Raw genomic sequence first — 26861 nt, 5'->3', positions numbered from 1 at the left:
TGTTAGGACGCGGACATTGACGGCGCGCCGTCGCACCCCTAACGCAAGGCGGGCAGCGCCGGTTCCTTTTAGCGGAACCATTTGGCCGGGACCCTCGAGTACCATGGACGATTGGATCGATTATTACGACTCCACGCATACGATCTATGTCAGCAAGCTGCATCGCGACTTGCACTTCCAGATCATTGCGCGGGACATCATCGGTTATATCCCCTCGCCCGAGGCGGTAGTGCTGGACTATGCCTGCGGCGAGGCGCTGTCGGCGAACCAGGTGGCATCCGCCTGCGGCAAGCTGATCCTGGCGGAGCCCGCGCCCGGGGTGCGCGGCCGACTGATCGCGCGGTTCGCCCCGAACACCAAGATCCGCGTCCGCTCGCTCGAAGACGTCCGCAAGATGCAGGACCAGTCGGTCGATCTCGTCGTGATGAACTCGGTCGCGCAATACATGACGCCGGAGGAGCTCGATGCCGCCCTCCTCAACATCCGCCGGATTCTGAAACCCTCCGGCAAGCTGGTGCTCGGCGATATCCTCCAGCCCAATGTCGGCATGGTGAGGGACGTGATGGCGCTGCTCGGCTTCGGCCTGCGGCACGGTTTCCTGAAAGACGCGCTGGTCGGGCTGATCAGCACCGCACTGTCGGATTACCGCCAGCTGCGCACGCGCATCGGGCTCCAGCGCTACAGCGAGGCGGAGATCACCGCCAAGCTGACCGCGGCCGGGTTCGTAGTCCAACGCGCACACAGCAATATCGGCCACAATCGCTGGCGCATGACCTTCGTCGCGCGGCCGCCACTGGTTCGTTAAGCATAACAATCAGCCGTTGTGGCTTGTCGCACTGCAATCGGTAATGATCGCCCTGGCCCGGTGGCGGAAGCGTCTACGCGAGGGCGGTGCAACGCTCTTCATCCTGGTTCAAATCCAGGCCGGGTCTCCAGCCTTCGCTGGCTTCGCCAGCTTCGGCTAGGCAAGCCAGCCTCGCCTCGCCTCGCCTCGCCATAGCTCGCAGAGCGAAGGCGGGTTCAGCTAGGCAAGCCCTTTCATAGCGAAGGCTGCCGCGGCGAAGCCCGAAGGGCGAAGACGGGCGTGGCGCAGCCACGTGAGGCGCGCAGCGGCGAAGCGTGTCCGGCGTAGCTGAAACGAAGCGGAAGCGCAGACGGACTGTATCCGCGGCTCAATCTGCCTCAATCACATCGCACTCGGACAGGAGCTGAAGCCGGCGGGCGTCCCTGGCTGCGGAGCTGATGACGGCATCGAGCAGGCCGGGGAAGCGCGCGTCCAGATCCTCGCGGCGCAGCCGCATGAAGCGGTTTGTTCCGGCCACGCGGGTCTGCATCAGCCCACATTCGCGCAGCTTGGCGAAGTGATAGGCGAGGTTGGACTTGCCGCCGAGGCCGCTGAAATCGCCACAACAGAGTTCGCTGCTGACACGTTTTTGCTGCGCGAGCTGATAGACGATTGCCAATCGGATCGGATCGCTCAGGCAATCCAGGACCATCGGCAGCTCGATCTGCTCGCGGGTCGGGTGAAGGGGCGTGCGGCTCATGGATCAATCATAGCGAAAAGGCCGCGATGTTCAATAGTTCTTGAACCAATTGACTCCTGGATCAGCCGAGCCAATAGTTCAATAAACGTTGAACATAAGGATTTCTCCATGAGCGTGTTCTGGCTGGCCTTGGCGGCCTTCGCGATCGGCACGGAAGGCTTTGTTATTGCAGGGCTTTTGCCCGCGATCGCCACCGACCTCACGATTTCGGTCTCGGCCGCCGGGCAACTGGTCACGGCTTACGCCCTCACCTATGCCGTGGGCTCGCCGATCTTGGCTGTGACACTCAACAACATCGACCGCCGCACCGTGCTGGCGCTGGCACTGACGACCTTCATCGCCGGTAACCTCGCCGCGGTGGTGGCATCCAACTACGCCCTGCTGCTGGCCTCGCGCATGCTGATGGCGCTGGGCTCGGGGCTGTGTATGCCGACGGCGCTCGCGGTGTCCGTGGCGGTCGCCTCGCCCGAACGGCGCGGACGTGCGGTGGCCCTCGTCACCTCGGGCCTCACGGTCGCGACCGTCATCGGCGTTCCCCTTGGCAATCTCGTCGGCAGCCTGCTCGGCTGGCGCGCAACTTTCGCCATGGTCGCGCTGATCGGCACGGTGGCGCTGGCGGGCCTGCTGCTCGGGCTACCCAAAGGCCTGCCGCGCAACACGGCCTCGCTCAGCGAGCGGCTGGCGGTAGCGCGTCACAGCAACGTGCTGGTCGCGCTTGCGATCACCATTCTCTGGGCGCTCGGCGGCTTCACCGTGTTCACCTATTTCGCGATTCCGCTGCGCGGCCTCGGCTTCGACGCCTCGCAGATCAGCCTGGCGCTGCTGGTGTTCGGCGGCGCCGCCGCGATCGGCAACATGCTCGGCGGCGTCCTGGCCGACCGGCTTGGCACGCTCGCCACCGCGGCCCTCGGGCTTGCCGGCATGGCGAGCGCGCTGATCCTGCATTCGCTGGTCCTGAAGCTGATGCCGGGACAGGCGCATTATGCGGTGCTGGGCGCGATCTTCCTCTGGGGCCTCTCGGGCTGGGCATTCTATCCGGCCCAGATCGCCGGCATCATCCGGATCGAGCCGCAGGCCTCGATGATCGCGCTCTCGCTCAACGCTTCCGCGATGTATCTCGGCTTCGCGATCGGCGGCGCGCTGGGCGGCGCGGTGCTGGCCACCCTCTCGCCCAACGACCTCGGCTGGATCGGCGGAACGAGCGTTGCGGCCTCGCTTCTGGTGCACCTCGCCCGCGGCTGGCAGGCGCGGCCAAAACCGGTCAAAATTGCCGGTTGATGGGCGTTTTTCGGGGTTTCGCCGCCCCGAAAACTGGTCTAAGACCCACCCGCGCGCGAGGGAAACCCGCGCTCTCGGCTAAAGGGGACGCGCGGCAAGCGCGCCCTTTTTTTGTGCCCAAAATCCAGCCCGCGAGCGGTGATGCCTAAACGAACCGACATCTCGACCATCCTCATCATCGGCGCCGGTCCCATCGTGATCGGCCAGGCCTGCGAGTTCGACTATTCGGGCACACAGGCGGTGAAGACGCTGAAGGAAGAGGGCTATCGCATCGTCCTCGTCAATTCCAACCCGGCCACCATCATGACCGACCCGGAATTGGCCGATGCGACCTATATCGAGCCGATCACGCCCGAGATCGTCGCCAAGATCATCGAGAAGGAACGCCACGTCATTCCCGGCGGCTTCGCGCTGCTGCCGACCATGGGCGGCCAGACCGCGCTGAACTGTGCGCTGTCGCTGCGCCGGCAGGGCACGCTGGAGAAGTTCGACGTCGAGATGATCGGCGCCACCGCTGACGCGATCGACAAGGCCGAGGACCGCCAGCTCTTCCGCAACGCCATGGAGAAGATCGGGCTGCAGACGCCGAAGTCGCGGCTCGCCAACGCGTCCGAACTGAAGAAGTCGTTCCGCGACAAATACCACGCCGAACGCGAGAAGCTGTCGGGCGCGGCTCTCGAAGAGCTCGACCGGCAATGGACGCTCGGCGAAGGCGACCGCCGCAAGCGCTATCAGGAATATGCGCTGGGCCAGGCGATGATGGCGCTGTCCGAGATCGGCCTGCCCGCGATCATCCGCCCCTCCTTCACGATGGGCGGCACCGGCGGCGGCATCGCCTACAACAAGGAAGAATTCCTCGACATCATCGAACGCGGCCTTGATGCATCGCCCACCAACGAAGTGCTGATCGAAGAATCCGTGCTCGGCTGGAAAGAGTACGAGATGGAGGTGGTGCGCGACAAGAAGGACAATTGCATCATCGTCTGCTCGATCGAGAACCTCGATCCGATGGGCGTGCACACCGGCGATTCCGTCACGGTGGCGCCGGCGCTGACGTTGACCGACAAGGAATATCAGATCATGCGCGACGCCTCGCTGGCGGTGCTGCGCGAGATCGGGGTCGAGACCGGCGGCTCCAACGTGCAGTTCGGCGTCAATCCCGACGACGGCCGCATGGTCGTCATCGAGATGAATCCGCGCGTGTCGCGCTCGTCCGCACTGGCCTCCAAGGCCACCGGCTTTCCGATCGCCAAGGTCGCCGCCAAGCTCGCGGTCGGCTACACACTCGACGAGATCGCCAACGACATCACCGGCGGCGCCACGCCGGCCTCGTTCGAGCCGACCATCGATTACGTCGTCACCAAGGTGCCGCGCTTCGCCTTCGAAAAATTCCCGGGTGCTTCGACCACGCTGACGACCTCGATGAAGTCGGTCGGTGAAGTCATGGCGATCGGCCGCACCTTCCAGGAAAGTCTTCAGAAGGCCTTGCGCGGGCTCGAGACCGGATTGACCGGCCTCGATGAGATCGAGATCGAAGGTCTCGGCCGCGACGACGACAAGAACGCGATCCGCGCCGCGCTCGGCACGCCGACGCCGAACCGGCTGCTTCAGGTCGCCCAGGCCATGCGGCTCGGCTGGTCGGACGAGGACATCTTCAACTCCTGCAAGATCGATCCGTGGTTTCTCGGCGAAATGCGCGGCATCGTCGACATGGAGGAGAAGGTTCGCAAGAACGGCCTTCCTGGCAATGCCTTCGGCATGCGCTCGCTCAAGGCCATGGGCTTCTCTGATGCGCGCCTTGCGGTGCTCGCCGAGACGACGGAGGCCGAGGTCAAGGCGAAGCGCCACGCGCTCGGCGTTCGCCCGGTCTACAAGCGCATCGACACCTGCGCGGCCGAGTTCGCCTCCCCCACCGCCTATATGTATTCGACCTATGAGGCGCCGTTTGCGGGTGCGCCTGCGGACGAGAGCACCCCGTCTGACAAGAAGAAGGTCATCATCCTCGGCGGCGGGCCGAACCGCATCGGCCAGGGCATCGAGTTCGACTATTGCTGCTGTCACGCCTGCTTCGCGCTGCATGACGCCGGCTACGAATCCATCATGGTCAACTGCAACCCGGAGACCGTGTCGACCGACTACGACACTGCCGACCGGCTCTATTTCGAGCCGCTCACCGCCGAGGACGTGCTGGAGATCATTGCCAAGGAGCGCAGCAAGGGCACGCTGCACGGCGTGATCGTGCAGTTCGGCGGTCAGACCCCGCTGAAGCTGGCGCATGCGTTGGAAGCCGCCGAAGTGCCGATCCTCGGCACCTCGCCGGACGCCATCGACCTTGCCGAGGACCGCGACCGCTTCAAGCGCGTGCTCGACAAGCTCAGGCTCAAGCAGCCGAAGAACGGCATCGCCTATTCGGTCGAGCAGGCGAGGCTCGTCTCCGCCGATCTCGGCCTGCCGCTGGTGGTGCGACCGTCCTATGTGCTCGGCGGCCGCGCCATGCAGATCATCCGCGAGGAGAACCAGCTCAACGACTATCTGCTCGGCACGCTGCCGGAGCTGGTGCCGGCCGACGTCAAGGCACGCTATCCCAACGACAAGACCGGGCAGATCAACACCGTGCTCGGCAAGAACCCGCTGCTGTTCGACCGCTACCTGTCGGATGCGACCGAGGTCGACGTCGACTGCCTCTGCGACGGCAAGGACACTTTCATCGTCGGCATCATGGAGCACATCGAGGAAGCCGGCATCCATTCCGGCGATAGCGCCTGCTCGCTGCCGCCGCACTCGCTCGATGCCGGGATGATCGAGGAGCTGAAGCGGCAGACCCGCGAGCTCGCGCTCGGCCTCGACGTGGTCGGCCTGATGAACGTGCAATACGCCATCAAGGACGGCGAGATCTACGTGCTCGAAGTCAATCCGCGCGCCTCGCGCACGGTGCCGTTCGTCGCCAAGGTGATCGGCACGCCGGTCGCAAAGATCGCCGCGCGCATCATGGCCGGCGAGAGGCTCGCCGACTTCAAGCTGAAGAAGGCAGAGCTCAAGCATGTCGGCGTCAAGGAATCGGTCTTCCCCTTCGCCCGCTTCCCTGGCGTCGACACGGTGCTCGGCCCCGAGATGCGTTCGACCGGCGAAGTGATGGGCATCGACCGCTCGTTTGCGGTGGCGTTCGCCAAGAGCCAGCTCGGCGGCGGCACGCGGGTGCCGCGCAAGGGCACGGTGTTCGTCTCGGTTCGCGAGAGCGACAAGACGCGGATCGCCGACGCCGTTCGCGAGTTGCATTCGCTCGGCTTCAAGGTGCTGGCGACGTCGGGCACTCAGCGCTTCCTGACCGATCAGGGCATCCCGACCGAGAAGGTGAACAAGGTGCTGGAGGGCCGGCCGCACATCGTCGACGCCATCACCAATGGCGACGTCCAGCTCGTCTTAAACACCACCGAAGGTCCGCAGGCGCTCGCCGACAGCCGCTCGCTGCGGCGCGCGGCCCTCTTGCATAAAGTGCCGTATTACACCACTCTTTCCGGGGCCGTGGCGGCCGCGCAGGGCATCCGCGCCTATCTGGGCGGGGACCTTGAGGTTCGTACCCTGCAGAGCTACTTTTCGGAAACCTGATCGCTAGCGGGGGGCCAAGGCCTTGGGGGCTCAAGCTTTCCGCTAAGTGATTGGCAATGAAGCCACAATGGCCGGAGGAACTGTCCGGCCATGGGGGTGTTCTGTTCCGACGCTAAGCCCATATCTGTCAACGTCCGGCGGCCCGCGTGTCGAGCCCCGGAAAGACCGACGAATCAAGGTTGGGCGCTCATTCCTGTTCTGGGGCGCGCGACCGAAGGACGAGAGAAAAGATGGAAAAGGTTCCGATGACTTCGGCCGGATTTGCCGCGCTCGGGGAAGAATTGAAGCATCGCCAGTCCGTGGATCGTCCGCGGATCATCGAGCATATCGCGGAGGCGCGCTCGCACGGAGACCTGTCGGAGAACGCGGAATATCATGCCGCGAAGGAAGAGCAGTCCCACAATGAAGGCCGCATCGCCGAGCTCGAGGACAAGCTTGCGCGCGCCGACATCATCGACATCTCGAAACTCTCCGGTGACACCATCAAGTTCGGCGCCACCGTGACGCTGGTCGACGAGGACACCGAGAAGAAGACGGTGTGGCAGATCGTCGGCGAGGTCGAGGCCGACGCCAAGAAGGGCCGCATCTCCATCACCTCGCCGCTCGCCCGCGCACTGATCGGCAAGAAGAAGGGCGCCTCCGTCGAGGTCAACACGCCGGGCGGCGCCAAGGCGTATGAGATCACCAAGGTGGAGTGGCGGTAAGGATTTGCCGTTGCCTGTGACGACGTTTCGAAAAAGGCCGCGCGCTGCGCGGCCTTTTTTGTGTCTGCACATTGCTCGGTGCACGAGATGAAGTCGCGCTCTCTCCACTCGTCATCGACAGCAATGACGATGTTGATGCAGCGAGCATCATTCCATCACCGTCATCCTGAGGTGGCCGCTACTTCAGCGGCCCTCGAAGGGCGACGGCCCAACTGTTGCCGCGCGCCGCTACATATACGGGCCGTGCATCCTTCGAGGCTCCCCATCGGGCGCTTTGCGCCCGATGCCTCGCACCTCAGGATGACGGCAGGGACGCTTAGAGAGGTTACCTTCGTCCCTTCACGTCCAACGGCACCGCCGCCTCATATTTCGAATTATGCAGCACCAGCGACGTCCGCACGTTGCGGACATGGGGCGCGGCGGTCAGGTGGGTGACGAAATCCTGGAAGGTCGCCATGTCGGGGGCGACGCATTTCAGGATGAAATCGACCTCGCCCGACAGCATCCAGCATTCCCGCACCAAGGGCTCGGCGCGGACGAATTCCTCGAAGGCGCGCAAATCCGTCTCGGCCTGGCTGGACAGGTGCACGGCGGCGAACACAGTGACGTCGAAGCCTAGCTTGCGGGCGTCCAGAAGGCCCCGATAGCCGTGGATGTAGCCCTCCTCCTCCAGCGCCCGGACGCGGCGCAGGCAGGGCGGCGGCGAGATGCCGACGCGCTTGGCCAGTTCGACATTCGTGATTCGACCGTCGGCCTGAATCTCGGTGAGAATCTTCAGGTCGATCTCGTCTAGGTTCCGCGACACGTGATTGGAACTCCTGCCCTTTGCGGCGGTATTGGGTGGTTTGTCGCAATCGTCATACCCTAGTCCACGCGCGCAGCGCAATTTTATTGCGCGTGCAACGCAATCGACTTTTGTTCCTTGTTGGAAAAATCCGCCGATAGGGAATGCAATTCTTGCATAGCTCACCAGAAGGCTTAGATTAGCTCTGATATTTCAGCGCCTCCGCGAGGCCTCCCGGCACGTTCCGCGCCCGCGCTGCAAAATCCCCCGTGAAAGGCGTCCATCGAAATGTCCGCTCCTGTTCATGCAAAGGTCATCATCATTGGCTCCGGCCCCGCCGGTTACACGGCGGCGATCTACGCCGCGCGTGCGATGCTCGAGCCGATCCTGATCCAGGGCATCCAGCCGGGCGGCCAGCTCACCATCACCACCGACGTCGAGAACTATCCGGGCTTCGCCGACGTGATCCAGGGCCCCTGGCTGATGGAGCAGATGGAGAAGCAGGCGGTCCATGTCGGCACCACGATCGTCACCGACCTGGTCACCAAGCTCGAGACTGCGCAGCGGCCGTTCCGCCTGACCTGCGACAGCGGCGACGTCTATCTCGCCGACACCGTCATCCTCGCCACCGGCGCCCAGGCGCGCTGGCTCGGGCTGCCGTCCGAAGGGAAATTCCAGGGCGGCGGCGTCTCGGCCTGCGCCACCTGCGACGGCTTCTTCTACCGCAACAAGGAAGTCGTGGTGGTCGGCGGCGGCAACAGCGCGGTCGAGGAAGCCCTGTACCTCACCAACCATGCCTCGCAGGTGACCATCGTGCATCGTCGCGATCACTTCCGCGCCGAGCGCATCCTGCAGGAGCGTTTGTTCAAGCACCCGAAGATCAAGGTGGTCTGGGACTCTGCCGTCGACGAGATCTGCGGCACCGAGAACCCGAACAAGGTCACCCATGTGCGCCTCAAGAACGTCAAGACCGGCGCGCTCAGGGACCTGAAGACCGACGGCATCTTCATCGCCATCGGCCACGCGCCGGCGACCGAACTCGTCAAAGGCCAGGTCAAGCTCAAACCGTCGGGCTATGTCGAGGTCGCCCCGAACTCGACCGCCACCTCGGTGCCCGGCCTGTTTGCCGCCGGCGACGTCGCCGACGAGACCTATCGCCAGGCCGTGACGGCCGCCGGCCTCGGCTGCATGGCAGCGCTCGAAGCCGAACGTTTCTTGGCCCTGCGCGCCAGCGAGCGCGCCGCAGCGGAATAGAATCATGCCCCGAACACGCGACGGATTTACGGATATGGACTGGGACAAGCTGAAGGTGTTTCACGCGGCGGCGGAAGCGGGCAGCTTCACGCATGCGGGCGAGCAGCTCGGCCTGTCGCAATCGGCGGTGTCACGCCAGGTCTCGGCGCTGGAGCAGGAGCTCTCGGTCTCGTTGTTCCACCGCCACGCCCGCGGCCTGATCCTCACCGAGCAGGGCGACCTGCTGTTCCGCACTGCGCATGACGTATTCATGCAGCTGCAGGCGGCGCGCGCCAAGCTGACCGACAGCCGCGAGCGGCCGAGCGGCGACCTCAAGATCACCACGACGCCCGGCGTCGGCATCAACTGGCTGATCCCGCGGCTCGGCGAGTTCACTGCGCTCTATCCCGAGATCCGGATCTCGCTGATCGTCACCGATGAGGAGCTCGACCTGTCGATGCGCGAGGCTGACGTCGCGATCCGCACCCGCAAGCCGACGCAGCCCGATCTGATCCAGCGCAAGCTGTTCGCGATGGGCTTTCACGCCTATTGCTCGCCGGAATACATCAAGCGCTTCGGCACGCCGCGCACGCTGGAGGAGCTCGACTCCCACCGCATCATCACGCTTGCTGACGGCAACTTCGCGCCGCATCTGCAGAACCGCAACTGGCTGGTCGAAGCCGGTCGCAACGGGTCGGGTCCGCGCGAAGCCTATTTCAAGGTCAACAACATCCTCGGTCTCGTGCGCGCCTGCCAGCAGGGCCTCGGCATCGCCGCCCTGCCCGACTACCTCGTCGAGGAGCAGAGCAAGCTCGTGCAGCTGTTCGGTGAATCGGATTCGATCCAGCTCGACACCTATTTCGTCTATCCCGAGGAGTTGAAGACGGTCGCACGCGTGCAGGTGTTCCGCGACTTCGTGGTGAGCAAGGCGCAGCGCTGGCCGTCCTGATTTCCGCATGACTGACATGCGGCCTCGGCTGTTGCTGCAGGGCGCTCGTCAAGCTCATACTGTTTGCACGCTGAGCCTTCGCGTTGCGCATTTGTCCCCCTCCTCCAGTGGCGCGGGAGTTCAGTAATCCCTCTTGGAAGGTGATTGTGTCGGCCTCACGTGGCCAATACCTAAGCCGGGCCTTCGGGTCCGGCTTTTTTTCGTCAAAATGGCGCTTCGCCTTCCGCGTGTATTGACAGTTCCAGGCATACCTCGCATCATTTGCAAATGATCACGAAGTCGTGCGCACTCGTTTCGAAAAAAGGCCCCCATCCGGGGACCTCGGAATGTTGCGCGCGCTAGGCTGACTTCGTCATCGCGAGCTGATCCCGAAAACCCCGCCGCCTGGACGGGGTTTTTTCATGTGCCCTCCGTCTCAGGTTTTTTCCGAGAAGGAGATGGAAACATGACCGGACTACGAGACCAATTGCACGGGCTGTGGTTGCCGCTGGTGACGCCATTTCGCGATGGCCGTCTCGACGAGACATCATTGCGGCGGCTGACGCGGCACTACGGCACACAAGCCGTCGACGGCTTCATCCTGGGGGCGACCTCGGGTGAAGGCATGACGCTGCGCGAGGCTGAACTCGAGCGCCTCGTCGCCATCGTCCGCGGCGAGATCGCGGCGGGCCGCCGCACCTTGCCGATCTGCCTCGGACTGTCAGGCGCGGACACCTCGCGGCTGAAGGATCGCCTCGATGAAACCGCGGACTGGCCGATCGACGGCTACCTGATCGCGAGCCCTTACTATGTGCGGCCGTCACAGCGCGGGCTGCTGGCGCATTTCGAGGCGCTCGCCGATCACGCCGCCTGGCCGATTGCGCTCTACAACATCCCTTATCGCACCTCGGTGAACATCACCAACCAGACGCTGCTGCGCCTCGCCGAACACAAGAACATCGTCGGCCTCAAGGATTGCGGCGCGAGCCGCGAGCAATCGATCGCGCTGCTGCGTGACCGGCCGAAGGATTTTCGCGTGCTGACCGGCGAGGACGCGAATTATTTCGAGGCGCTCACCGATGGCGCCGACGGCGGCATCGTGCTGTCCGCCCATGTCGAGACCGCGACATTTGCGGCCGTGTATGCGGAGCTGAAGCGCGGCAACCACGACGCCGCGCAGGCGCGCTGGCAGGATGTCGCGGAGCTGACGCGGCTGCTGTTTGCCGAACCGAGCCCCGCACCGGCGAAGTACTGGCTGTGGCGGACAAGCCTGATCGACAGCCCTGAGGTGCGCCTGCCGATGGTGGAAGTGAGCAGCGAGCTCGCCGCGACGATCGATCGCGAGATCGAGCGACGGATGAAGGTCGCGGCGTAGGGCTTCATTGACCCTCCCCTGGAGGGGGAGGGTCGATCGCGCGCAGCGCGAGCGGGGTGGGGTGACGGTCTCTCGGCATCGAACACTGCCTGTGTCGAGAGATCACCCCACCCCGCTCCGCATTTCGCTTCGCTTCATGCGGAGCGACCCTCCCCCTCCAGGGGAGGGTAAGAGGCGCCCGTGGTTAATCCCACCCCACACGGCCTTTGCATTCGCCGCATCGTGCATCCACGCCTCGTTTACCCAACCACACCTATCGTTTCTGCCTGAGACCTTCCAAAGGGGGCATGACCATGGGACATCGCACCCGGCCTACGGCCGCGAGCCAATTCGCGCCGGCCGATCTCTTGCAGGGAATTCTGGTGGTGTCGTCGTTCGGGTTCTGGGCGGTGATGCTCGGCCTGATGCCGGTGCTGCTGTTTCGCGTCTGGCTGGCGGGCTGACAGCGCGGCGCGGATGGTTAACCCGTGGTAGCAGCTGTGTTCAAATGTGCAGCTAGCTGCGCCCCGGAATCTTAAAACATCCCGCGTATCACTGCGCCCATAAGCGAAGAAATCGCGGGGGCGTTTGTGAATAATCATAATGAGATGGCGTCGCATTACGACGCCGGACAGCAGAGCTTTACCACCGAGGACATTCTCTGGGCCGCCGGCATCTGGTCGGTGATCCTCAGCCTGTCGCCGGTCATCGTGTTCTACATGCTGATGGTGGCGTAGCCCCCTTCAGCAGACCCGAAAAACGCAAAACGCGCGGCTCGTCCGCGCGTTTTCGTCCGGGGAAATGAATGATGAAATTATGCCGCCTGCTTGTGCATTGCGCCGGATGCCGACGCCGTGCCGCGAATAGCCTTCACTGAACGCTCGATCGCCGCCCACAGCCGTGCAATTTCCTGAGCCGCACGACTCTCGGCCTGATACTCCCGCGCGCCTTCGCCGTGGCTGAGCGCCATCAGCAGATCCGAACGGTTGGTGATCTGGCCACCCCACACCGGTGCGCGGAATTTCGCCAGCGCCTCGCGCGCGATGGTGACAATCGGGCTTTCGGACTCGTCGCGGCGCGCCGGCGCACCGTTGAGCACGACCGCGTAGGGCTTGCGCGCGGCGCGGCACATCTGGATGGTTTCCTGCACCGCGTTGACGTCGAACACGCCGGGACGCGCCGGAATGATCACCATCGTCGCGTTCCTGATCGCGTCGTCGACGACGGCCGACAGGTTCGGCGGCGTGTCGATCAACACCCATTCATAACCGTCGCGCTTGGCCGCGGAGACGATGCCGCTGACGGAGTTCACGGCCGGCTTGATCGGCGGCTCGTTGGTGCCACGCAGCTTGTGCCACAGCGTGAGCGAGCCTTGCGGATCCGCGTCCACCAGCATGACCTGCTTGCTCGCCTTGATCTGCGCGGCGAGATGTGCAGCCAGGGTGCTCTTGCCCGAGCCGCCTTTACGCGATGCAAAAACAATAACGTTCATACCTTCGGCCTCCAGATTGACCCCGTGGCTCGAAAATGAATCAGCGCGGTGATTCGTGAAAGAAAAATTTATCGGGAGTTGCGTTGCCGCCACGAAATAACAAGGCGTGTTGGCTTTTGAGTCACACTGCCTGGTACGACGCCCGATGAAAACTGCAAGAAAACGCCTGCAATCGTGCGTTTCTTGAGCAGCGAGGCGGGATAAAGTGGAATGCAACCTTGCCGGGCAAACCTGCTCGCGACTCTTTTCCATCGCGCGCGCTCGCAATTGCCGCAAGCCCAGCGCGCCGATTGCGCGAACAAAACGAGTCCGGCGGGGCAAACGCAGCTGCCGGGTTTCAAGGACGAACGTGCTGTCGCGCTCAGCCTTCGCTGGATTTCTTCTTCTTGCTCGCCTTCGCCGCCGGCTTGGTGCTCTTCTTCGCGGTTTTGGGCGCGATGTGGGTCGGCTTGCCGGCGCGAACCTCGCCCGGCTCTGGCCCCGGCCTGAAGAACACCCGGCACTGCGGCGAGAGCTGCGACTTCTTCGCGATCATGCAGGCGGTGATGGCATCGACGTTCGGAACGAACTCGCCGCACAGCCGCATCGCATCGGGCGTGCAGGCCTGCTGCTCCTCCTGGGTGTAGGCGAAGCCGGCGCGCGGCAGGACCAGGACGGCCAGCGCAATCCCGAGGGTTGCAGCGGCCAAGGCTTTTGACTTCTTCAAGCGAAACGCCAGCATCGATCCCCCCACATGTCGAGTTCAGTGGGAATAGTGGGTGAACGGGCGTTGGTTGGCAACCGAGGGGAGATGCGAAAGCCGGCACGTGTGCGGTCTCGGCAACAGGGTGGGCGGTCTGGTGTCGGCACGGAGCTGCTTCCAGCAAAACAGGTGTCATCCCCCGCCTTGTGCGCAATTGCGCACTGGGGCGGGGGATTCAGTATTCCAGAGGCGCCTGACGTTCCCCGAGCAGACGCGGCGTACTGGATCCCCCGCCTTCGCGGGGGATGACGGTTGTGGGTGGGGGCGAGATCGAGCTCCAGCCCGCCGCTCCAGCGACCATCCAACCAAAAACCGCGAAAACAACCCCATGCACAGTAGCCAAGTCCAGCTGCGGATTGATCTTTACGGATTTTACGAAATCAATTTGACGCGTCGGGCAAAACAGTGGCATGATGGCATGATCGAGAATGCGTGGGGTGGTCAGCCAGATCCCCGTGAGGTGAGGGGTGCATGGCCACATTGCTGATCGTCGCGCCGGTGTTTGCGCTCATTGCAGCCGGCTATGCCGCAGTGCTGTTTCGCTTCGTCTCGGAGAGCGCGCACAAGGGCATCAGCGAATTCGCCTTCAGCATCGCCATCCCCGCTTTGCTCTTCCGCACCATCGTCGTCTCGGAATTCCCCGACGTCAGCCCCTACCGCATGTGGGGCGCCTATTACGGCGCGCTCGCCCTCACCTGGATCGCGGCGCTGGCGCTGTCAGTGCTGCTGCGCAAGCGGCGCGAGGACAGCGAGGACGGCGTCGTGTTCGCGATCGGCTCGGTCTACGGCAACATCGTGATGCTCGGCATTCCCTTGACGCTCTCGGCGCTGGGCAATGAGGCCGCGGGGCCGATGGCGCTGATCCTATCGGTGAACACGCCGCTGCTCTGGCTCTGCGGCATCCTGCAGATGGAGCTTGTCAGCCGCAAGCGGACCGGCTCGGCGCTGTCGGTGATCTCGCCCGTGCTCGCGGATCTCGCGCGCAATCCGCTGATGCTGGCGATCGGCTTTGGCGTGATCTGGCGCTTCACCGGCCTCGGCCTCAATCCCGTCGTCGACCGGACCATCGAACTATTGGCGCAGGCGGGATCGCCGACGGCGCTGATCGCACTCGGCATCAACCTGTTTCGCTTCGAGGTGAAAGGCGAGAAGCTGAGCATTTTGGTGATGTGCGCGCTCAAGCTGCTGGCGATGCCGGCAGCGGCGTTCGCGCTGGCAAAACTGCTCGATCTGCCGCCGCTTGCAGCCGGCGTGATCGTGCTGTTCGCGGCCATGCCGACCGGCGCCAACGCCTACATCTTCGCGGTCCAGTATCAGCGGCTGGTGAACCCGGTGTCGGGCGCGGTGGCACTGGGGACGCTGCTGGCGGCGGTGACGCTGCCGGTGGTGGTGTGGGTGGTGGCGGGGGTGAGGTAGCGCAGCGCGGTTCCGATCATTTTGCCTTTGCACGCAAAGGTCGCTAGTGTGCCCTGATAGGTATTGCAGGGAGGGTCACATGGCACAGCGCGAAGAGATGCTCGCAATGATCAGGACCGCCTACGCCGCGCGCAGCAAGGGCGACATCGAGGGCTTGGTGACGGCTTTTCATCCCGAGGGGCACTTCACCTTGATGGGCGACAAGGGCGCGCTCGAACTGACGGGGCGCATGGAGGGGCACCCGACCCTTCGCGCGGCTTTCACTCAGTTCACTGACACCTTCGGCTTCGAAAGCCGCGAGATCCTGGCCGAGCTCGTCGACGGAGATCGCGTCGCAGTCCATTCCCGGGTTCTCGTTCGACACAATCCAAGCGGAAAGACTTTCAGCACCGAGATCCTGGACCTGTTCAGATTTCAGGATGGCAAGATCGCCGAGCTGACCGAGTTTGCGGACACGGCGCAGATCAAGGCGGTGATCTCCTGACGTGCGATGAGATGGATTGAAGCGGCATCTGGCTTGAGGCGGGCGGAGAGGCGCGGCGATCGCTTTTGGCAAAACTGCTCGACCTGCCCCCGCGAGCTGCCGGCACCGTCGTGCTGTTCGCGGCGATGCCGACCGGCGCGAATGCTTACATTTTTGCTGTGCAGTAGTCAGCGGCTGGTGAACCCGGTGTCCGGCGCGGTCGCGCTAGGGAACGCTGCTGGCGGCGGTGACGTTGCCGGTTTGTCCACGATTTCCATTTTGAGCTCGGCACGGAAGACGGGCTCTACGAGGCGAAAGCATTTGTCGTCGAACTTGCGTTCGCCGCCCTTTCCGTAACAGGCTTGATGACCCGCCATCTTCCAAACGTGGGCGCAAGACAATCGGGGCGTCGATTTTTTCGAAGTTGAATCCGAGGAAGCGCGACGGATAGTCAAAGTGATGGAAGCTCAGTTTGGACCGCTCGCACGAGAGATCCTGGCTAGGAGAAACGCTGCACTAACATCAAGCATGAAACTATGGTAACAGTGCACAAAAATAGCCGGACCCGCGCTCCAGATAGCGCGCTGTGCGGAGATTAGTGCACTGTCACCGAAATTCCGCAGCTAACCTGGGGTCATGAAAAAGTTCGCCGAATTACGGTGACAGTGCACAAAATTGTCAGCACTTCGGATGGCGTGCGCCGTGCAGCATCGGGAGTTTAGTGCACTGTCACTGTAATCTTCGGAGGAGCTATCAGCCAACGAACTGGCAGCACAATCCGCACCGACACAGGAATGTCAGGCAGCCGTGAGAGCTATCCACCGCGGGACGATCGAGAACTCATTGGAGAAATGCGCAGATCCATCCAAACAGGCCATCGAGCGTCGTCCCCGGCGCGTTCACAATGGCGATAATCGGAAGAGAAATACCGAGAGTGACCAGGGCATATTCGATCGCCGTTGCCCCGACTGATCATAGAGGACTTTTCGAACGAACTTTACGGCTCTTTCTGTGAGGCAACTCCGCCGCAACATTTTCCAGGGAAGCCAGATCATTCGGCAACAAGGCCATATCAGGTGGAGCGAGGCGGCCGACCGGTTGGCATCTCCATGGAGGCTCCAGGTCTCGGCGCTGGGAGGCGATGGCCGCCTCGCTTTCCCGCAAGCTCTAGGGCGTGGCGTTGAGCTTCGTGTTTACGCTTGTGAATACTCCGCTCAACGCGGTGCCCGTATTCTTGACGACCGTAATGATCGCAAGCGCAATACCGGCGGCAATCAGACCGTATTCGATGGCGGTAGCGCCGCTTTCATCCGCGAGAAACCTCTTGAATGTGGAGAACACCTCAAACCTCCTGTGCGTGTAACAATAGGTTGTTACAATCAAGAAGTACAAGTCAATGAGTTAAGGACACCTGAATGTGTATCGGCAATTTGGCGAAGGAGCTGATTTTTTCAACTTTCACGCGAGCGGATTAGAACGAAACGAAATCCGCGAAAGCAGAAGGAAGCGGTGGTTGCCGATAGATCCCAAGCCTCAAGACGGGAATTCGGAGTCGCATGAGGATCGGCAATGAAGCGAGCCATTCGATTGCTCACCTGCGGACGGAAAATTTCAGGACCTGATGGAAGCGTTGAAGCGGGTTTGTCGCACCGAACCGGAACATGGGACCGGAGCAAGACGGATTGCACCGATCGCGCGTATGCGCGCCTGGCCCCTCGTACCTAAGTTACGCACCCAGCGCGCTCGGACGAATGGAGAACTAACATAACTGCTTGATTATATTGGTACAGTTGGGTGGGCTCGAACCACCGACCTCCTGTTCCACAGACAGGCGCTCTAACCAACTGAGCTACAACTGCATCCTGGCGAGCCGCTCCTAGGCGGGCCTGAAAAAGGCCGGCGACCTAAGGGGGCTGGACGGGGCGGAAACTAGGTGCAACGGGCGTTTTTGGCAAGGCCGCAGAGGGGCGAAAAACCAGCGGAAATCACCCTCGGCGCGATGAAATCGGGCTTGATGGCGGCAAAAAGGATGCTGCGCTCCCGTTCCACGCGCAGGAGACTTCCCGTGGCGAGGGAGCCCTCACCCGGCGCGCGGGACGATGCTTCGCATCGCCCGGACGCGCCGACCTCTCCCGCAAGCGGGAGAGGTGAAAAAACCCGGGACTCTCGGCCCGGGTTTTTCAACTCAAACCGGCCTCACCGCTCAGGCGGCGGGCGGGTAATACTTCGAGGCGGAGGCCTTGATCGGCTCGGCGGTCTCGGCAGCGACGCGCTGGCTGAGCTCGACCAGCTCCTTGGCCTGGGACTGGAAGGTCTCGAGCTGCTTGCGGGCGTGGCCGGTCCACAGTTCCAACGCTTCCGACGGCGACTTGGCGCCGAACAGCTGCTGGGCGAAGTCCAGCTGGGCGCTGCTGTTGGCCTTCATGAACTCCACCAGCTTGGCGGTGTACTCGCTCGCGCCCTTGCTGGCGGAGGTGAACACGGCCTCGACGGTGCCATTGTGGGTCTCGGCGGCGTCCTTGAACTTGGCGTAGTTCTCGCGGGCCTGCGACACGCCCTTTTCGGCGAACGCACGCATCTGCTCGGGAACCTCGAACGGGATGATCGAGGCAGAAAACGGATCAGTCGCACCTGTCATGGTTGTCCTCACGCAAATTGAAAAAATGGAGTGAGCCTTCTGGCGCGCCCGCCGGCCCCGATTGGGCCCTTCGCATTGAGCGGGTACGAAGACTGGAAACGCGAAACAAACGAGATGGCTCGCCCAGTGCCGCCATTATTGCCGCGCATCATGTCAAGATTGTGCATCGCAATGCGATCCAACAGGCGTCGTGAAAATTTAATCTCGGAGAGGGTGAGGTTCCTGGGCTGGGGAACCGGTGGTTGAGAGGGGAGGATTGGTGCCGAGGCGAGGCCGGCCCTTACCCTCCCCTGGAGGGGGAGGGTCGATCGCGCAAAGCGCGAGCGGGGTGGGGTGATCTCTCCACTCGGGCACCGCCTCCGTGGAAATACTGTCACCCCACCTCGGTTCGCATGTCGCTTCGCTCTATGCGAACCGATCCTCCCCCTCCAGGGGAGGATGGGCCACCGGTGATGCCGCGACGGCTTTGAGCCGTCCGCCCGCGAATCCCTTGGATGCAACCGGGCTGCGGCTTGCGGGTTCGACACCATTAAGGTTATCGCGGCTTTAGGACGGCTGTGAGAGACCGTGGCCGTGGACCTGCCCGCGCCTGCGGGCGATACTAACCCTTTCTTAAGGCTGCCATTCCCGGCAGTCGCCTCACGCTGACAAGCGAGACTTAAAGCCGGTCGGATGAAGAGTTCGGATTTCCAGTTGCGAGGCGTGGGCGATCCCCGGCTGGCCGTGCACGCGACCTCTGCGCTGCCCGCCTGGCTGTGGTCGATCGACGGCACGCGCGTGCTCTGGGCCAATCCGGTCGGCGCAAAACTGTTCGGCGCGGCGCATGCCGCCGCGCTCGCGGACAGGATTTTCGGCCCCGCGGACAGCCACCGCCGCCAGGTCGCCCGGCTCGCCCGCAGCCTGCCGGCGAACGGGACCGTGCGGCTCGAGCGGCTGCGCGGCTTCGGCGCCCGGCTCGGCATGCTGATGACCTGCGCCTGCGCCCGGCTCGACTTTGCCGATGGCGGCCATGGCGTGCTCGTCGCCGCGATGGACCCGACCCTACGCCCCATGCCACTGGTCGAGCGGCTGCATCGTCTCGTCGCTGGCGCCAAGGTGCCGATGGCCGCGTTCGCGCCCGACGGGATGTTCGTCGGCGCCAGCGAAGCCGCTCGTTCCCTGCTCGGCTTTCGCGATCTCTTTGATGCCGGCCTCGACCGCGCCCGCAGCGAAGCGCTGACCTGCGGCCGCGCCGCGACGCCGATCGGCATCGGCCAGATGGTGCTGCAACGGGTCGGTGTCGGCGCCGATATCGGCCTCGTCGCGCTGATCGATCCCGCGCAGGACGCGCGCGCAGCGGCCTCGCCTAAAAGCATGCCGAACGATCCGCCATCGCAGGATCCGCCGGTCGGGATCGCATTGTTCGACGCCTTCGCAGAGCCGGCCGATGCAAGCGAAACCGCCGAGACGCTGACGCCCGCGCCTGAACCTGCCGTGAGCGAAGCGCTCGTGGAGGCCTTCCAAGAACCGGTGCCCGACGAGACCACCGCGGCCAAGACTCCGGTTGAAAACTGCGCCCAGGCCATTGTGTCGCCGCAGGCCGCGCCGATCACGTCAGCCATGTTCGAGCTGCCGTCGGGCCACACAGAGACGCCCGCACCGCATCAGCATCCGCTGCGCTTCCTCTGGCAGATGGATGCCGAGGGACGCTTTGTGCTGCTCTCCGACGAATTCATCCGCCTGATCGGCCCGCACACCGCCGCCGGCTTCGGCCGCCCCTGGCGCGAGATCGCAGCGGAGTTTTCGCTCGATCCCGAGGGGCGCGTTGTGCGGGCGCTGGAAAGCCACGATACCTGGGCCGGCATCACCGTGAACTGGCCCGCCGATGGCGGCGAGCATTTGCCGGTCGAGCTTGCGGGCCTCCCGATCTACGATCGCGAGCGCAATTTCGCCGGCTTCAAAGGCTTTGGCGTCTGCCGCGATCTCGACGGCCTCAACCGGCTCGAAGCGCTCCGGCGCTTCGAGCGACTGGCCGAGGTGCCGGCGCAGCGCGGCCTGTCCGCCGACGTCGTCGAGCCGGACTCCGAGCCGGAGGCCGAGGCCGCGACGCCGCCTCCGCCCATCGAGCCGCCTGCACCCAAGCCCACGCCCGAGCCTGAAGCTGAACTGCCCGAACCCGCAACTGATGTGACTTCACACCCAACCGAGCCCGAGACGTCCGTGGAAACGCCAGTGGAAACGCCTCCCAATGTCGTGCCATTCCGCCCGCATGGCGATGCGCGCTCGCCGACGCTGACGCCGGTCGAGAACAGCGCGTTCAACGAGCTCGCCCGGCAATTGTCCGAGCGCCTCGAACGCGAGCGCGAGTCGATCGCGGCTGATACATCCGAGCCACCGGCGGCAGAGATCACGCCCGAACCGCCTGCGCCGGAGCTTGAAGCGCCGCAAACCGCAGCCGAATGGCTGAGCGAGCCCGCGCCGCCCGCACGCGGCGCGCCGGCGCGCGACCGCGCGCTGCTCGACCTGTTGCCGACGGGCATCCTGATCTATCGCCTCGATCGCCTGCTTTACGCCAACCCCGCCTTCCTCGCGCGCATGGGCCACGCCAACCTCGGCGCACTGGAGCATGCCGGGGGGCTCGACGCGCTCTATGTCGAGCCGGGCGTGTCCACGGCCAGCAGCACCTCGCAAGGCGGCACGCCGGTGACGATCAGCGCGGCGATCGCGACCGGCGAAGCGCCGCTTGCGACCACCGAGGCGCATCTGCACACGATCGACTGGGACGGCGAGAGCGCGCATGCGCTGATCTGCGCGCTGCCGCAGGCCGCGCCAATGGTCGCCGCCCCCATCATCGCGGAGACCATTGTCCCCGAATCCTTTCCCTACGCGCCCGACCTCGAGCCCGCCGCCGGCGATGCCGATGCCGAGGATCTCGCCGCGATCCTGGACACCACGGCCGAGGGCATCGTGATGTTCGATGCCGAAGGCAACATCCACGCCTGCAACCGCAGCGCCGAGGCGCTGTTCGGCTATGACGGCGATGCGCTGCTCGAGCAGAATCTGGCGACGCTGTTCGCGCCGGAGAGCCAGCAGATCGTCGCCGACTATCTCGAAAGCCTCAAGAGCCAGGACATTGCCAGCCTGCTCGACCACGGCCGCGAGGTGCTGGGCCGCGAGAAGAAGGGCGGCGTGATTCCGCTGGCGATGATCATGGGCCGCACACGGCCCGATGGGCCGAACTTCTTCGCCGTGTTCCGCGATCTCTCGCAGAGCAAGAAGGGCGAGAGCGAGCTGACGCAGGCCCGCCGTCGCGCCGACGGCGCAGCGACGGCCAAGGCCGACATGCTGGCGCGGATCAGCCACGAGATCCGTACCCCGCTCAACGCCATCATCGGCTTTGCCGAGGTGATGATCTCCGAACGTTTCGGCGCGCTCGGCAACGAGCGCTACGGCGAATACATGAAGGACATCCGCGCCTCCGGCGAGCGCGTCATCGCCATCATCGACGATCTCTTGGAGCTGTCGCGGATCGAGACCGGCAAGCTTGATCTCAACTTCGCCAACCTCAATCTCAACGACCTCGTCGAAGCCTGCGTTACGGTGATGCAGCCGCAGGCCAATCGCGAGCGCATCATCATCCGCACCTCGCTGGCGCACGCGCTGCCGCAGGTGACAGTGGATGCGCGCGCGATGCGGCAGATCACCGTGAACCTGATCTCGAACTCGATCCGGCTGGCGAGCGCCGGCGGCCAGGTCATCGTCTCGACCGCGCTGACCGATCGCGGCGAGATCGCGCTTCGCATCCGTGACACCGGCCATGGCCTCAGCGAACGCGAAGTTGCCGCCGCGATGGAGCCGTTCCGCACCCCGCCGCCGGGCGACGCCGCCGACAGCGCTGCGCTCAGCCTGTCGCTGACCAAGGCGCTGGTCGAAGCCAACCGCGCCCAGTTCAACATCAAGAGCGCGGGCAATTCCGGCACGCTGATCGAAGTGGTGTTCGCGCCGGCGCTGGCGAAGGCGTAGAGCGGCGTCGGAGGCCCATCACTCACCAGCGGGGCGAGATGATCAACATCCTGGGCGCGCACCGATCCAACCGATAGCCTGCCCTTGCGTAGCCCTCGCGAACTCGGCTGGGCCGTCCCTGATCGCCGACATCATAGACGATCAGGCCCTTCGCAGCATTGTCCGTCATCCTATCGTCGAAAAAGACGAGCCCGGATTTGGGTCAACTCGACGACAAACCACCCTCGACCTCGGCGCTCAGAAGAGTGGACATGATTTTCTGTCCCACGGACGAGGCGAGGCTGCCGGCGGACAGAACGACGACGCCATTGCCCGACGGAGCGTTTGCGCCGTTCTGAACCCAGCTCTCAAACCCCATCCACGAGCTGAAGCCCGGTACGCTGCCATCTTTCGACAGGACACGTCCCGCAGCGCCGGCGATTTTCGGAAAGAACCATCCAATTGCGACCGTCGGGCCTTGCGTCTGCACCTGGCAGGTGCCCGTCGTACCGCATTTGCCGCGGGCCGGGCTGGCCTGCTGCTGCATCTGCAGGATGGCGAATTCCGTTGGTGAAGGCTGCAATTGACCCATGTTGTAGAGCAGCCATTGAAGCATGTCCGAGGCGCAGCTGACGATCGCTCCGGCGCCGAACTCCATCGTTGGGCCCGGCTTATAGCTCTGGCCCACCTCGAAAGGCTGCGTCCCGGTATACCCACACACCATGCTGGGCACTTGGCCCGTACTGAACAACGCGGTGTTGCCCATGCCCAGATCCGCGCACAGCTCCGCGAGTTGCGCGTTGTAACCATCATAGACGTCGACGTAGGGGTTCTGCGGGTTGAGACCGACGATGGCCAGGAGCGACCAGGCAAGGTTTGAATAGGTGTAGCACTCCCTCGCGGGGCAGATCCAGGACGAGTGCTGTCCGCTGTTGAACCAATCGACGAGGTCGGCGAGGTTCTGCAAGTTGCTGGGCGGGCAGAACTGTCCCCGCGGATCGGGGGGCTCGTCATTGTCCTGCGGAAACCCAGAAGCATAAGTGACGATATCGGCAACCGGAATCCCGCTGATCGCTACCGGCAGGGAAATCGAGGGCATGCAGGACCCAACCGTATTTCCATCATATGTGCCTTGAAGACTGTAAAAAATCCTGGACGTGAAAACTTTTGAAATGGATCCGATTTCGAACAGAGTATTTGGCAGCTTCGCAGCGCTCACGACATCATGATTTGAGTCCCAGACTTCAGTCTTAGAGGGAGAGAAGAACTTTGCGGAGGGGGTGCCGGAGCCGTCAAAATCCGTGAAGACGTAGACTGCCATCCCCATGTAATCGCTGACGGCCGCGTCTATGATGTTTTGGATCGCCAAGCTCGGGTCCGAAAAGGCCATTTGCGCCCCTCCCCATTGCAAGCTGCATCGCAAGCAAGCTTTAGCACCTTTCGCTGCGGTTGTCTTTATTAGAATAGCACCGTAGAGGTTGATCGCGTGATTTGCCCGAGTTCCCGCGTAGGCGCTCAAATAAACTCAAATAAAAAGGCACGGCGCTTGCGGCGCCGTGCCCTTTCGCGTTCCTGCGGCCTGGATCAGCTGTAGATCTCGAACAGGCCGGCGCCACCCTGGCCGCCGCCGATGCACATCGTCACCACGCCCCACTTGGCCTTGCGGCGTGCGCCTTCCTGCAGCAAATGGCCGGTGAGCCGCGCGCCGGTCATGCCGAAGGGATGGCCGATCGCGATCGAGCCGCCGTTGACGTTGTACTTGGCGGGATCGATCTCGAGCTTGTCGCGGCAATACAGGCACTGGCTGGCGAAGGCTTCGTTGAGCTCCCACAGATCGATGTCGTCGATCTTGAGGCCGGTGCGCTTCAGCAGCTTCGGGATCGCGAACACCGGGCCGATGCCCATCTCGTCGGGCTCGCAGCCCGCGGTCGCCCAGGCGACGAAGCGGCCGAGCGGCTTGAGGCCGCGCTTCTCGGCGTCCTTGGCTTCCATCAGCACCACGGCGGCGGCGCCGTCGGAGAGCTGGCTGGCATTGCCGGCGGTGACGAACTTGCCGGGACCCTTGACCGGCTCGAGCTTGGCAAGGCCTTCCATCGTGGTGTCGGGCCGGTTGCACTCGTCGCGATCGACGACGTAGTCGACGATGCTCTCGGCCTTGGTCTGCTTGTCGACGACCTTCATCTTGGTCTTCATCGGGACGATCTCGTCCTTGAACTTGCCGGCCTGCTGCGCCGCGGCCATGCGGCGCTGCGATTCCAGCGAGAACTCGTCCTGATATTCGCGGCTGAGCTTGTAGCGCTCGGCGACGATGTCGGCGGTGTCGATCATCGCCATGAAGATGTCGGGCGCGACCTTGAGCAGTTCCGGATCGATCGACTCCTTCGGCGAGCCGCCGCCCGGAATCGAGATGCTCTCGACCCCGCCGGCGACGATGCAGTCGGCGCCGTCGGAGCGGATCGAGTTGGCGGCCATCGCGATGGTCTGCAGCCCCGAGGAGCAGAAGCGGTTCACCGAGACGCCGGCGGTGGTCTTCGGGAGCCCTGCGAGCAGCGCGGCCTGGCGGCCGATGTTCGGCGCGCCATGGGCGCAATTGCCGAGATAGCAGTCCTCGACATAGTCCTTGTCGACGCCGGCGCGCTTCACCGCGTGCTGGATCGCGTGCGCCGCGAGCGACATCGGCGGCGTGATGTTGAACCCGCCGCGGCCGGATTTGGCAAGGCCCGTGCGCGCATAGGAAACGATGACGGCTTCACGCATTGTGTTCTCCCTTTTTGAACGATTTTGAACGGAGCGTCCTTATCGCCATTGGTACACAAAGTTTGGCGAGCGCGGGAAAATAAAACGCCGCCTCCAGGTATTGGAGGCGGCGTTGTTCCGCGGGTCGGAATATCGATAGGAGCGTGACTCTATTCGCGCGTCATGCCCGGGCTTGTCCCGGGCATCCACGTTCTTCGTGCCGAGTGCCAAGACGTGGATGGCCGGGACAATCCCGGCCATGACGACGGTGAGAGCGCGATCAGAACGTCAGCGCCTTGGCCTGCTTGACCTGCGGCAGCGCCTGCACCTTGGCGAGCACGTCCGTCGGCACCGCGCCGTCGACCTCGACGAGGGCAATGGCATCGCTGCCAGGTGCGACGCGGCCGAGATGGAAGGTGGCGATGTTGATCTTGGCGTCGCCGAGCAGGCTGGCGAACCTGCCGATGAAGCCGGGCTTGTCCTCGTTGGTGACGTAGATCATCGACTTGCCGAACTCGGCATCGACGCGGATGCCCTTGATGTCGACGAGGCGCGGCTTGCCGTCGGCATAGACGGTGCCCGAGACCGACCGCTCCTGCCGCTCGGTGGTGACGGTGACGGTGATCAGGCTCTCATAGTCGCTCTGGGCAGCGCGCACGATCTCGTCCACCACCATGCCACGCTCCTTGGCGACGACGGGCGCGGACACCACGTTGACCTCGCCCAGCATCGGCCGCAGCAGGCCCGACAGCACGGCGGAGGTGATCGCCTTGATCTTCATCTCGGCGACGTGGCCCTCATAGGTGATCTCGACCTTGAGGATGCCGCTTTCGGTAAGCTGGCCGGCGAACGAGCCGAGCTTCTCGGCGAGCGCGATGAACGGCTTCAGCTTCGGCGCTTCTTCCGCGGTGATCGAGGGGAAGTTGACCGCGTTCGAGATCGCACCGGTGAGCAGATAGTCCGACATCTGCTCGGCGACCTGGAGCGCGACGTTCTCCTGCGCTTCCGTGGTGGAGGCGCCGAGATGCGGCGTGCAGATCACGTTGGGATGGCCGAACAGCACGTTGGACGTCGCAGGCTCCTCGATGAAGACGTCGAAGGCGGCGCCGGCGATGTGCTTGGAATTGAGCGCATCGACCACGGCCTGCTCGTCGACGAGGCCGCCGCGGGCGCAGTTGATCAGGCGCACGCCCTTCTTCATCTTGGCGATCGCGGCCGCGTCGATGATGTTCCTGGTCTTCTCGGTGAGCGGCGTGTGCAGGGTGATGAAGTCGGCGCGCTTGAGGAGATCGTCGAGATCGACCTTCTCGACGCCAATGTCCTTGGCGCGCTCCGGCGACAGGAACGGATCGAACGCGATCACCTTCATGCGCAGGCCGAGCGCGCGGTCGGCGACGATCGAGCCGATATTGCCGCAGCCGACGACGCCCAGCACCTTGCCGGTGATCTCGACGCCCATGAAGCGGTTCTTCTCCCACTTGCCGGCCTGGGTCGAGGCGTCGGCCTGCGGGATCTCGCGGGCGAGCGCGAGCATCAGGGTGATGGCGTGCTCGGCGGTCGTGATCGAATTGCCGAACGGCGTGTTCATCACGATGATGCCCTTGGCCGTGGCGGCGGGAATCTCGACATTGTCGACGCCGATGCCGGCGCGGCCAATCACCTTCAGCTTCGTGGCCTTGTCGATAATCTTGGCCGTCGCTTTGGTCGCGGAGCGGATCGCGAGGCCGTCATAATTGCCGATGATCTCGGCGAGCTTGTCCTTGTCCTTGCCGAGATTGGGCTGGAAGTCGACCTCGACGCCGCGGTCCTTGAAGATCTGCACGGCTGCGGGCGAGAGCGCGTCGGAAATGAGAACTTTGGGTTTGGTCATGGGGATGATCCTTCGCCTTCCCTAAAGGGAGGATCGGCCTGCGATGGCCGAATTGAATGAAGAGGCTTTGTCTTCCCCCTCTCCCCGTTCTT

Annotated in this window: 22 protein-coding genes and 2 tRNA genes; 13 read left to right on the top strand and 11 right to left on the bottom strand. The window is 63.8% G+C overall.

Annotated elements, in window-relative coordinates; translation table 11 throughout:
- The first annotated feature begins 103 nt into the window (after positions 1-103).
- Positions 104-805, top strand: a complete 702-nt coding sequence (locus XH85_RS08220; RefSeq protein WP_128931487.1) for a class I SAM-dependent methyltransferase — start codon at positions 104-106, stop codon at positions 803-805.
- A gap of 54 nt (positions 806-859) precedes the next feature.
- Positions 860-935, top strand: a tRNA-OTHER gene (locus XH85_RS44805).
- A gap of 237 nt (positions 936-1172) precedes the next feature.
- Here XH85_RS44805 and XH85_RS08215 read toward each other — a convergent pair.
- Complete coding sequence (locus XH85_RS08215; RefSeq protein ID WP_128931486.1) at positions 1173-1544, bottom strand: ArsR/SmtB family transcription factor; 372 nt, start codon at positions 1542-1544, stop codon at positions 1173-1175.
- A 108-nt stretch (positions 1545-1652) separates the two neighbouring features.
- Here XH85_RS08215 and XH85_RS08210 point away from each other — a divergent pair, with 108 nt between their 5' ends.
- The 3 genes from XH85_RS08210 (at position 1653) to greA (ending at position 7132) form a co-directional block, all read left to right on the top strand.
- On the top strand, positions 1653-2822 hold the full coding sequence (locus XH85_RS08210; RefSeq protein WP_128931485.1) for an MFS transporter: 1170 nt from the start codon (positions 1653-1655) through the stop codon (positions 2820-2822).
- A gap of 141 nt (positions 2823-2963) precedes the next feature.
- On the top strand, positions 2964-6428 hold the full coding sequence (gene carB / locus XH85_RS08205) for a carbamoyl-phosphate synthase large subunit (RefSeq protein ID WP_128931484.1): 3465 nt from the start codon (positions 2964-2966) through the stop codon (positions 6426-6428).
- Between the two features lie 230 nt (positions 6429-6658).
- Positions 6659-7132 carry a transcription elongation factor GreA gene (gene greA / locus XH85_RS08200; protein WP_027525218.1) on the top strand — a complete coding sequence of 158 codons (474 nt, stop codon included), beginning with the start codon at positions 6659-6661 and terminating at the stop codon, positions 7130-7132.
- 325 nt (positions 7133-7457) lie between these two features.
- Here the strand turns inward: greA and XH85_RS08195 are convergent, their stop codons facing one another.
- Positions 7458-7937 carry an Lrp/AsnC family transcriptional regulator gene (locus XH85_RS08195; protein WP_091886563.1) on the bottom strand — a complete coding sequence of 160 codons (480 nt, stop codon included), beginning with the start codon at positions 7935-7937 and terminating at the stop codon, positions 7458-7460.
- A 267-nt stretch (positions 7938-8204) separates the two neighbouring features.
- Here XH85_RS08195 and trxB point away from each other — a divergent pair, with 267 nt between their 5' ends.
- The 5 genes from trxB (at position 8205) to XH85_RS44795 (ending at position 12168) form a co-directional block, all read left to right on the top strand.
- Positions 8205-9170, top strand: a complete 966-nt coding sequence (gene trxB / locus XH85_RS08190; protein WP_128931483.1) for a thioredoxin-disulfide reductase — start codon at positions 8205-8207, stop codon at positions 9168-9170.
- A 4-nt stretch (positions 9171-9174) separates the two neighbouring features.
- Positions 9175-10098 (top strand): LysR family transcriptional regulator, encoded by a 924-nt coding sequence (locus tag XH85_RS08185; RefSeq protein WP_027575284.1) that lies wholly within the window; start codon positions 9175-9177, stop codon positions 10096-10098.
- A 445-nt stretch (positions 10099-10543) separates the two neighbouring features.
- Positions 10544-11452, top strand: a complete 909-nt coding sequence (locus tag XH85_RS08180; protein WP_164940244.1) for a 4-hydroxy-tetrahydrodipicolinate synthase family protein — start codon at positions 10544-10546, stop codon at positions 11450-11452.
- 293 nt (positions 11453-11745) lie between these two features.
- Entirely contained in the window at positions 11746-11895 is a 150-nt protein-coding gene (locus tag XH85_RS44800) for a hypothetical protein (RefSeq protein ID WP_164934661.1), read from the top strand.
- Between the two features lie 126 nt (positions 11896-12021).
- Positions 12022-12168, top strand: a complete 147-nt coding sequence (locus XH85_RS44795; RefSeq protein ID WP_164934659.1) for a hypothetical protein — start codon at positions 12022-12024, stop codon at positions 12166-12168.
- 77 nt (positions 12169-12245) lie between these two features.
- On the opposite strand, the gene XH85_RS08175 is transcribed toward XH85_RS44795, so the two are convergent.
- Positions 12246-12923 (bottom strand): ParA family protein, encoded by a 678-nt coding sequence (locus XH85_RS08175; protein ID WP_091886574.1) that lies wholly within the window; start codon positions 12921-12923, stop codon positions 12246-12248.
- A 361-nt stretch (positions 12924-13284) separates the two neighbouring features.
- Positions 13285-13644, bottom strand: a complete 360-nt coding sequence (locus XH85_RS08170; RefSeq protein ID WP_128931481.1) for a hypothetical protein — start codon at positions 13642-13644, stop codon at positions 13285-13287.
- A gap of 492 nt (positions 13645-14136) precedes the next feature.
- Here XH85_RS08170 and XH85_RS08165 point away from each other — a divergent pair, with 492 nt between their 5' ends.
- Complete coding sequence (locus tag XH85_RS08165; protein WP_128931480.1) at positions 14137-15081, top strand: AEC family transporter; 945 nt, start codon at positions 14137-14139, stop codon at positions 15079-15081.
- 79 nt (positions 15082-15160) lie between these two features.
- Complete coding sequence (locus XH85_RS08160; RefSeq protein WP_128931479.1) at positions 15161-15565, top strand: nuclear transport factor 2 family protein; 405 nt, start codon at positions 15161-15163, stop codon at positions 15563-15565.
- 819 nt (positions 15566-16384) lie between these two features.
- Here the strand turns inward: XH85_RS08160 and XH85_RS08150 are convergent.
- The 4 genes from XH85_RS08150 to XH85_RS08135 form a co-directional block, all read right to left on the bottom strand.
- On the bottom strand, positions 16385-16498 hold the full coding sequence (locus XH85_RS08150; protein WP_128937150.1) for a hypothetical protein: 114 nt from the start codon (positions 16496-16498) through the stop codon (positions 16385-16387).
- Between the two features lie 213 nt (positions 16499-16711).
- Positions 16712-16885, bottom strand: coding sequence for a Flp family type IVb pilin (locus tag XH85_RS08145; protein WP_128931478.1), 174 nt, complete (start codon positions 16883-16885; stop codon positions 16712-16714).
- Positions 16886-17326: 441 nt separating this feature from the next.
- A tRNA-His gene (locus XH85_RS08140) sits at positions 17327-17403 on the bottom strand.
- 344 nt (positions 17404-17747) lie between these two features.
- Positions 17748-18182: a phasin gene (locus XH85_RS08135; RefSeq protein ID WP_128931477.1), complete on the bottom strand. Its 435-nt coding sequence runs from the start codon at positions 18180-18182 to the stop codon at positions 17748-17750.
- Between the two features lie 672 nt (positions 18183-18854).
- Between XH85_RS08135 and XH85_RS08130 the strand changes: the two genes are divergently transcribed.
- Positions 18855-22184 carry a PAS domain S-box protein gene (locus XH85_RS08130; protein ID WP_128931476.1) on the top strand — a complete coding sequence of 1110 codons (3330 nt, stop codon included), beginning with the start codon at positions 18855-18857 and terminating at the stop codon, positions 22182-22184.
- Positions 22185-22386: 202 nt separating this feature from the next.
- Here XH85_RS08130 and XH85_RS08125 read toward each other — a convergent pair whose 3' ends face one another.
- The 3 genes from XH85_RS08125 to serA form a co-directional block, all read right to left on the bottom strand.
- The gene (locus XH85_RS08125; RefSeq protein ID WP_128931475.1) at positions 22387-23553 is read right to left on the bottom strand and encodes a serine hydrolase; all 1167 of its coding nucleotides are present in this window, start codon (positions 23551-23553) and stop codon (positions 22387-22389) included.
- A gap of 194 nt (positions 23554-23747) precedes the next feature.
- The gene (locus XH85_RS08120) at positions 23748-24920 is read right to left on the bottom strand and encodes a thiolase family protein (RefSeq protein ID WP_128931474.1); all 1173 of its coding nucleotides are present in this window, start codon (positions 24918-24920) and stop codon (positions 23748-23750) included.
- 259 nt (positions 24921-25179) lie between these two features.
- Positions 25180-26769, bottom strand: a complete 1590-nt coding sequence (serA, locus tag XH85_RS08115; RefSeq protein WP_128931473.1) for a phosphoglycerate dehydrogenase — start codon at positions 26767-26769, stop codon at positions 25180-25182.
- Between the last annotated feature and the right edge of the window lie 92 nt (positions 26770-26861).

This window comes from Bradyrhizobium zhanjiangense (genome assembly GCF_004114935.1).
GTDB lineage: Bacteria > Pseudomonadota > Alphaproteobacteria > Rhizobiales > Xanthobacteraceae > Bradyrhizobium > Bradyrhizobium zhanjiangense.
This window is presented reverse-complemented; position numbering and strand designations above follow the sequence as displayed.

Excerpts from the sequence above, each read along its gene's own strand:
- trxB (WP_128931483.1), top strand. The coding sequence starts at position 8,205 with ATGTCCGCTCCTGTTCATGCAAAGGTCATCATCATTGGCTCCGGCCCC.
- serA (WP_128931473.1), bottom strand. The coding sequence starts at position 26,769 with ATGACCAAACCCAAAGTTCTCATTTCCGACGCGCTCTCGCCCGCAGCC.
- XH85_RS08175 (WP_091886574.1), bottom strand. The coding sequence starts at position 12,923 with ATGAACGTTATTGTTTTTGCATCGCGTAAAGGCGGCTCGGGCAAGAGC.
- XH85_RS08185 (WP_027575284.1), top strand. The coding sequence starts at position 9,175 with ATGCCCCGAACACGCGACGGATTTACGGATATGGACTGGGACAAGCTG.
- XH85_RS08170 (WP_128931481.1), bottom strand. The coding sequence starts at position 13,644 with ATGCTGGCGTTTCGCTTGAAGAAGTCAAAAGCCTTGGCCGCTGCAACC.
- XH85_RS08210 (WP_128931485.1), top strand. The coding sequence starts at position 1,653 with ATGAGCGTGTTCTGGCTGGCCTTGGCGGCCTTCGCGATCGGCACGGAA.
- XH85_RS08165 (WP_128931480.1), top strand. The coding sequence starts at position 14,137 with ATGGCCACATTGCTGATCGTCGCGCCGGTGTTTGCGCTCATTGCAGCC.
- XH85_RS44800 (WP_164934661.1), top strand. The coding sequence starts at position 11,746 with ATGGGACATCGCACCCGGCCTACGGCCGCGAGCCAATTCGCGCCGGCC.
- XH85_RS08120 (WP_128931474.1), bottom strand. The coding sequence starts at position 24,920 with ATGCGTGAAGCCGTCATCGTTTCCTATGCGCGCACGGGCCTTGCCAAA.
- XH85_RS08215 (WP_128931486.1), bottom strand. The coding sequence starts at position 1,544 with ATGAGCCGCACGCCCCTTCACCCGACCCGCGAGCAGATCGAGCTGCCG.
- XH85_RS08130 (WP_128931476.1), top strand. The coding sequence starts at position 18,855 with ATGAAGAGTTCGGATTTCCAGTTGCGAGGCGTGGGCGATCCCCGGCTG.
- XH85_RS08160 (WP_128931479.1), top strand. The coding sequence starts at position 15,161 with ATGGCACAGCGCGAAGAGATGCTCGCAATGATCAGGACCGCCTACGCC.
- carB (WP_128931484.1), top strand. The coding sequence starts at position 2,964 with ATGCCTAAACGAACCGACATCTCGACCATCCTCATCATCGGCGCCGGT.
- XH85_RS08180 (WP_164940244.1), top strand. The coding sequence starts at position 10,544 with ATGACCGGACTACGAGACCAATTGCACGGGCTGTGGTTGCCGCTGGTG.
- greA (WP_027525218.1), top strand. The coding sequence starts at position 6,659 with ATGGAAAAGGTTCCGATGACTTCGGCCGGATTTGCCGCGCTCGGGGAA.
- XH85_RS08125 (WP_128931475.1), bottom strand. The coding sequence starts at position 23,553 with ATGGCCTTTTCGGACCCGAGCTTGGCGATCCAAAACATCATAGACGCG.
- XH85_RS08220 (WP_128931487.1), top strand. The coding sequence starts at position 104 with ATGGACGATTGGATCGATTATTACGACTCCACGCATACGATCTATGTC.
- XH85_RS08135 (WP_128931477.1), bottom strand. The coding sequence starts at position 18,182 with ATGACAGGTGCGACTGATCCGTTTTCTGCCTCGATCATCCCGTTCGAG.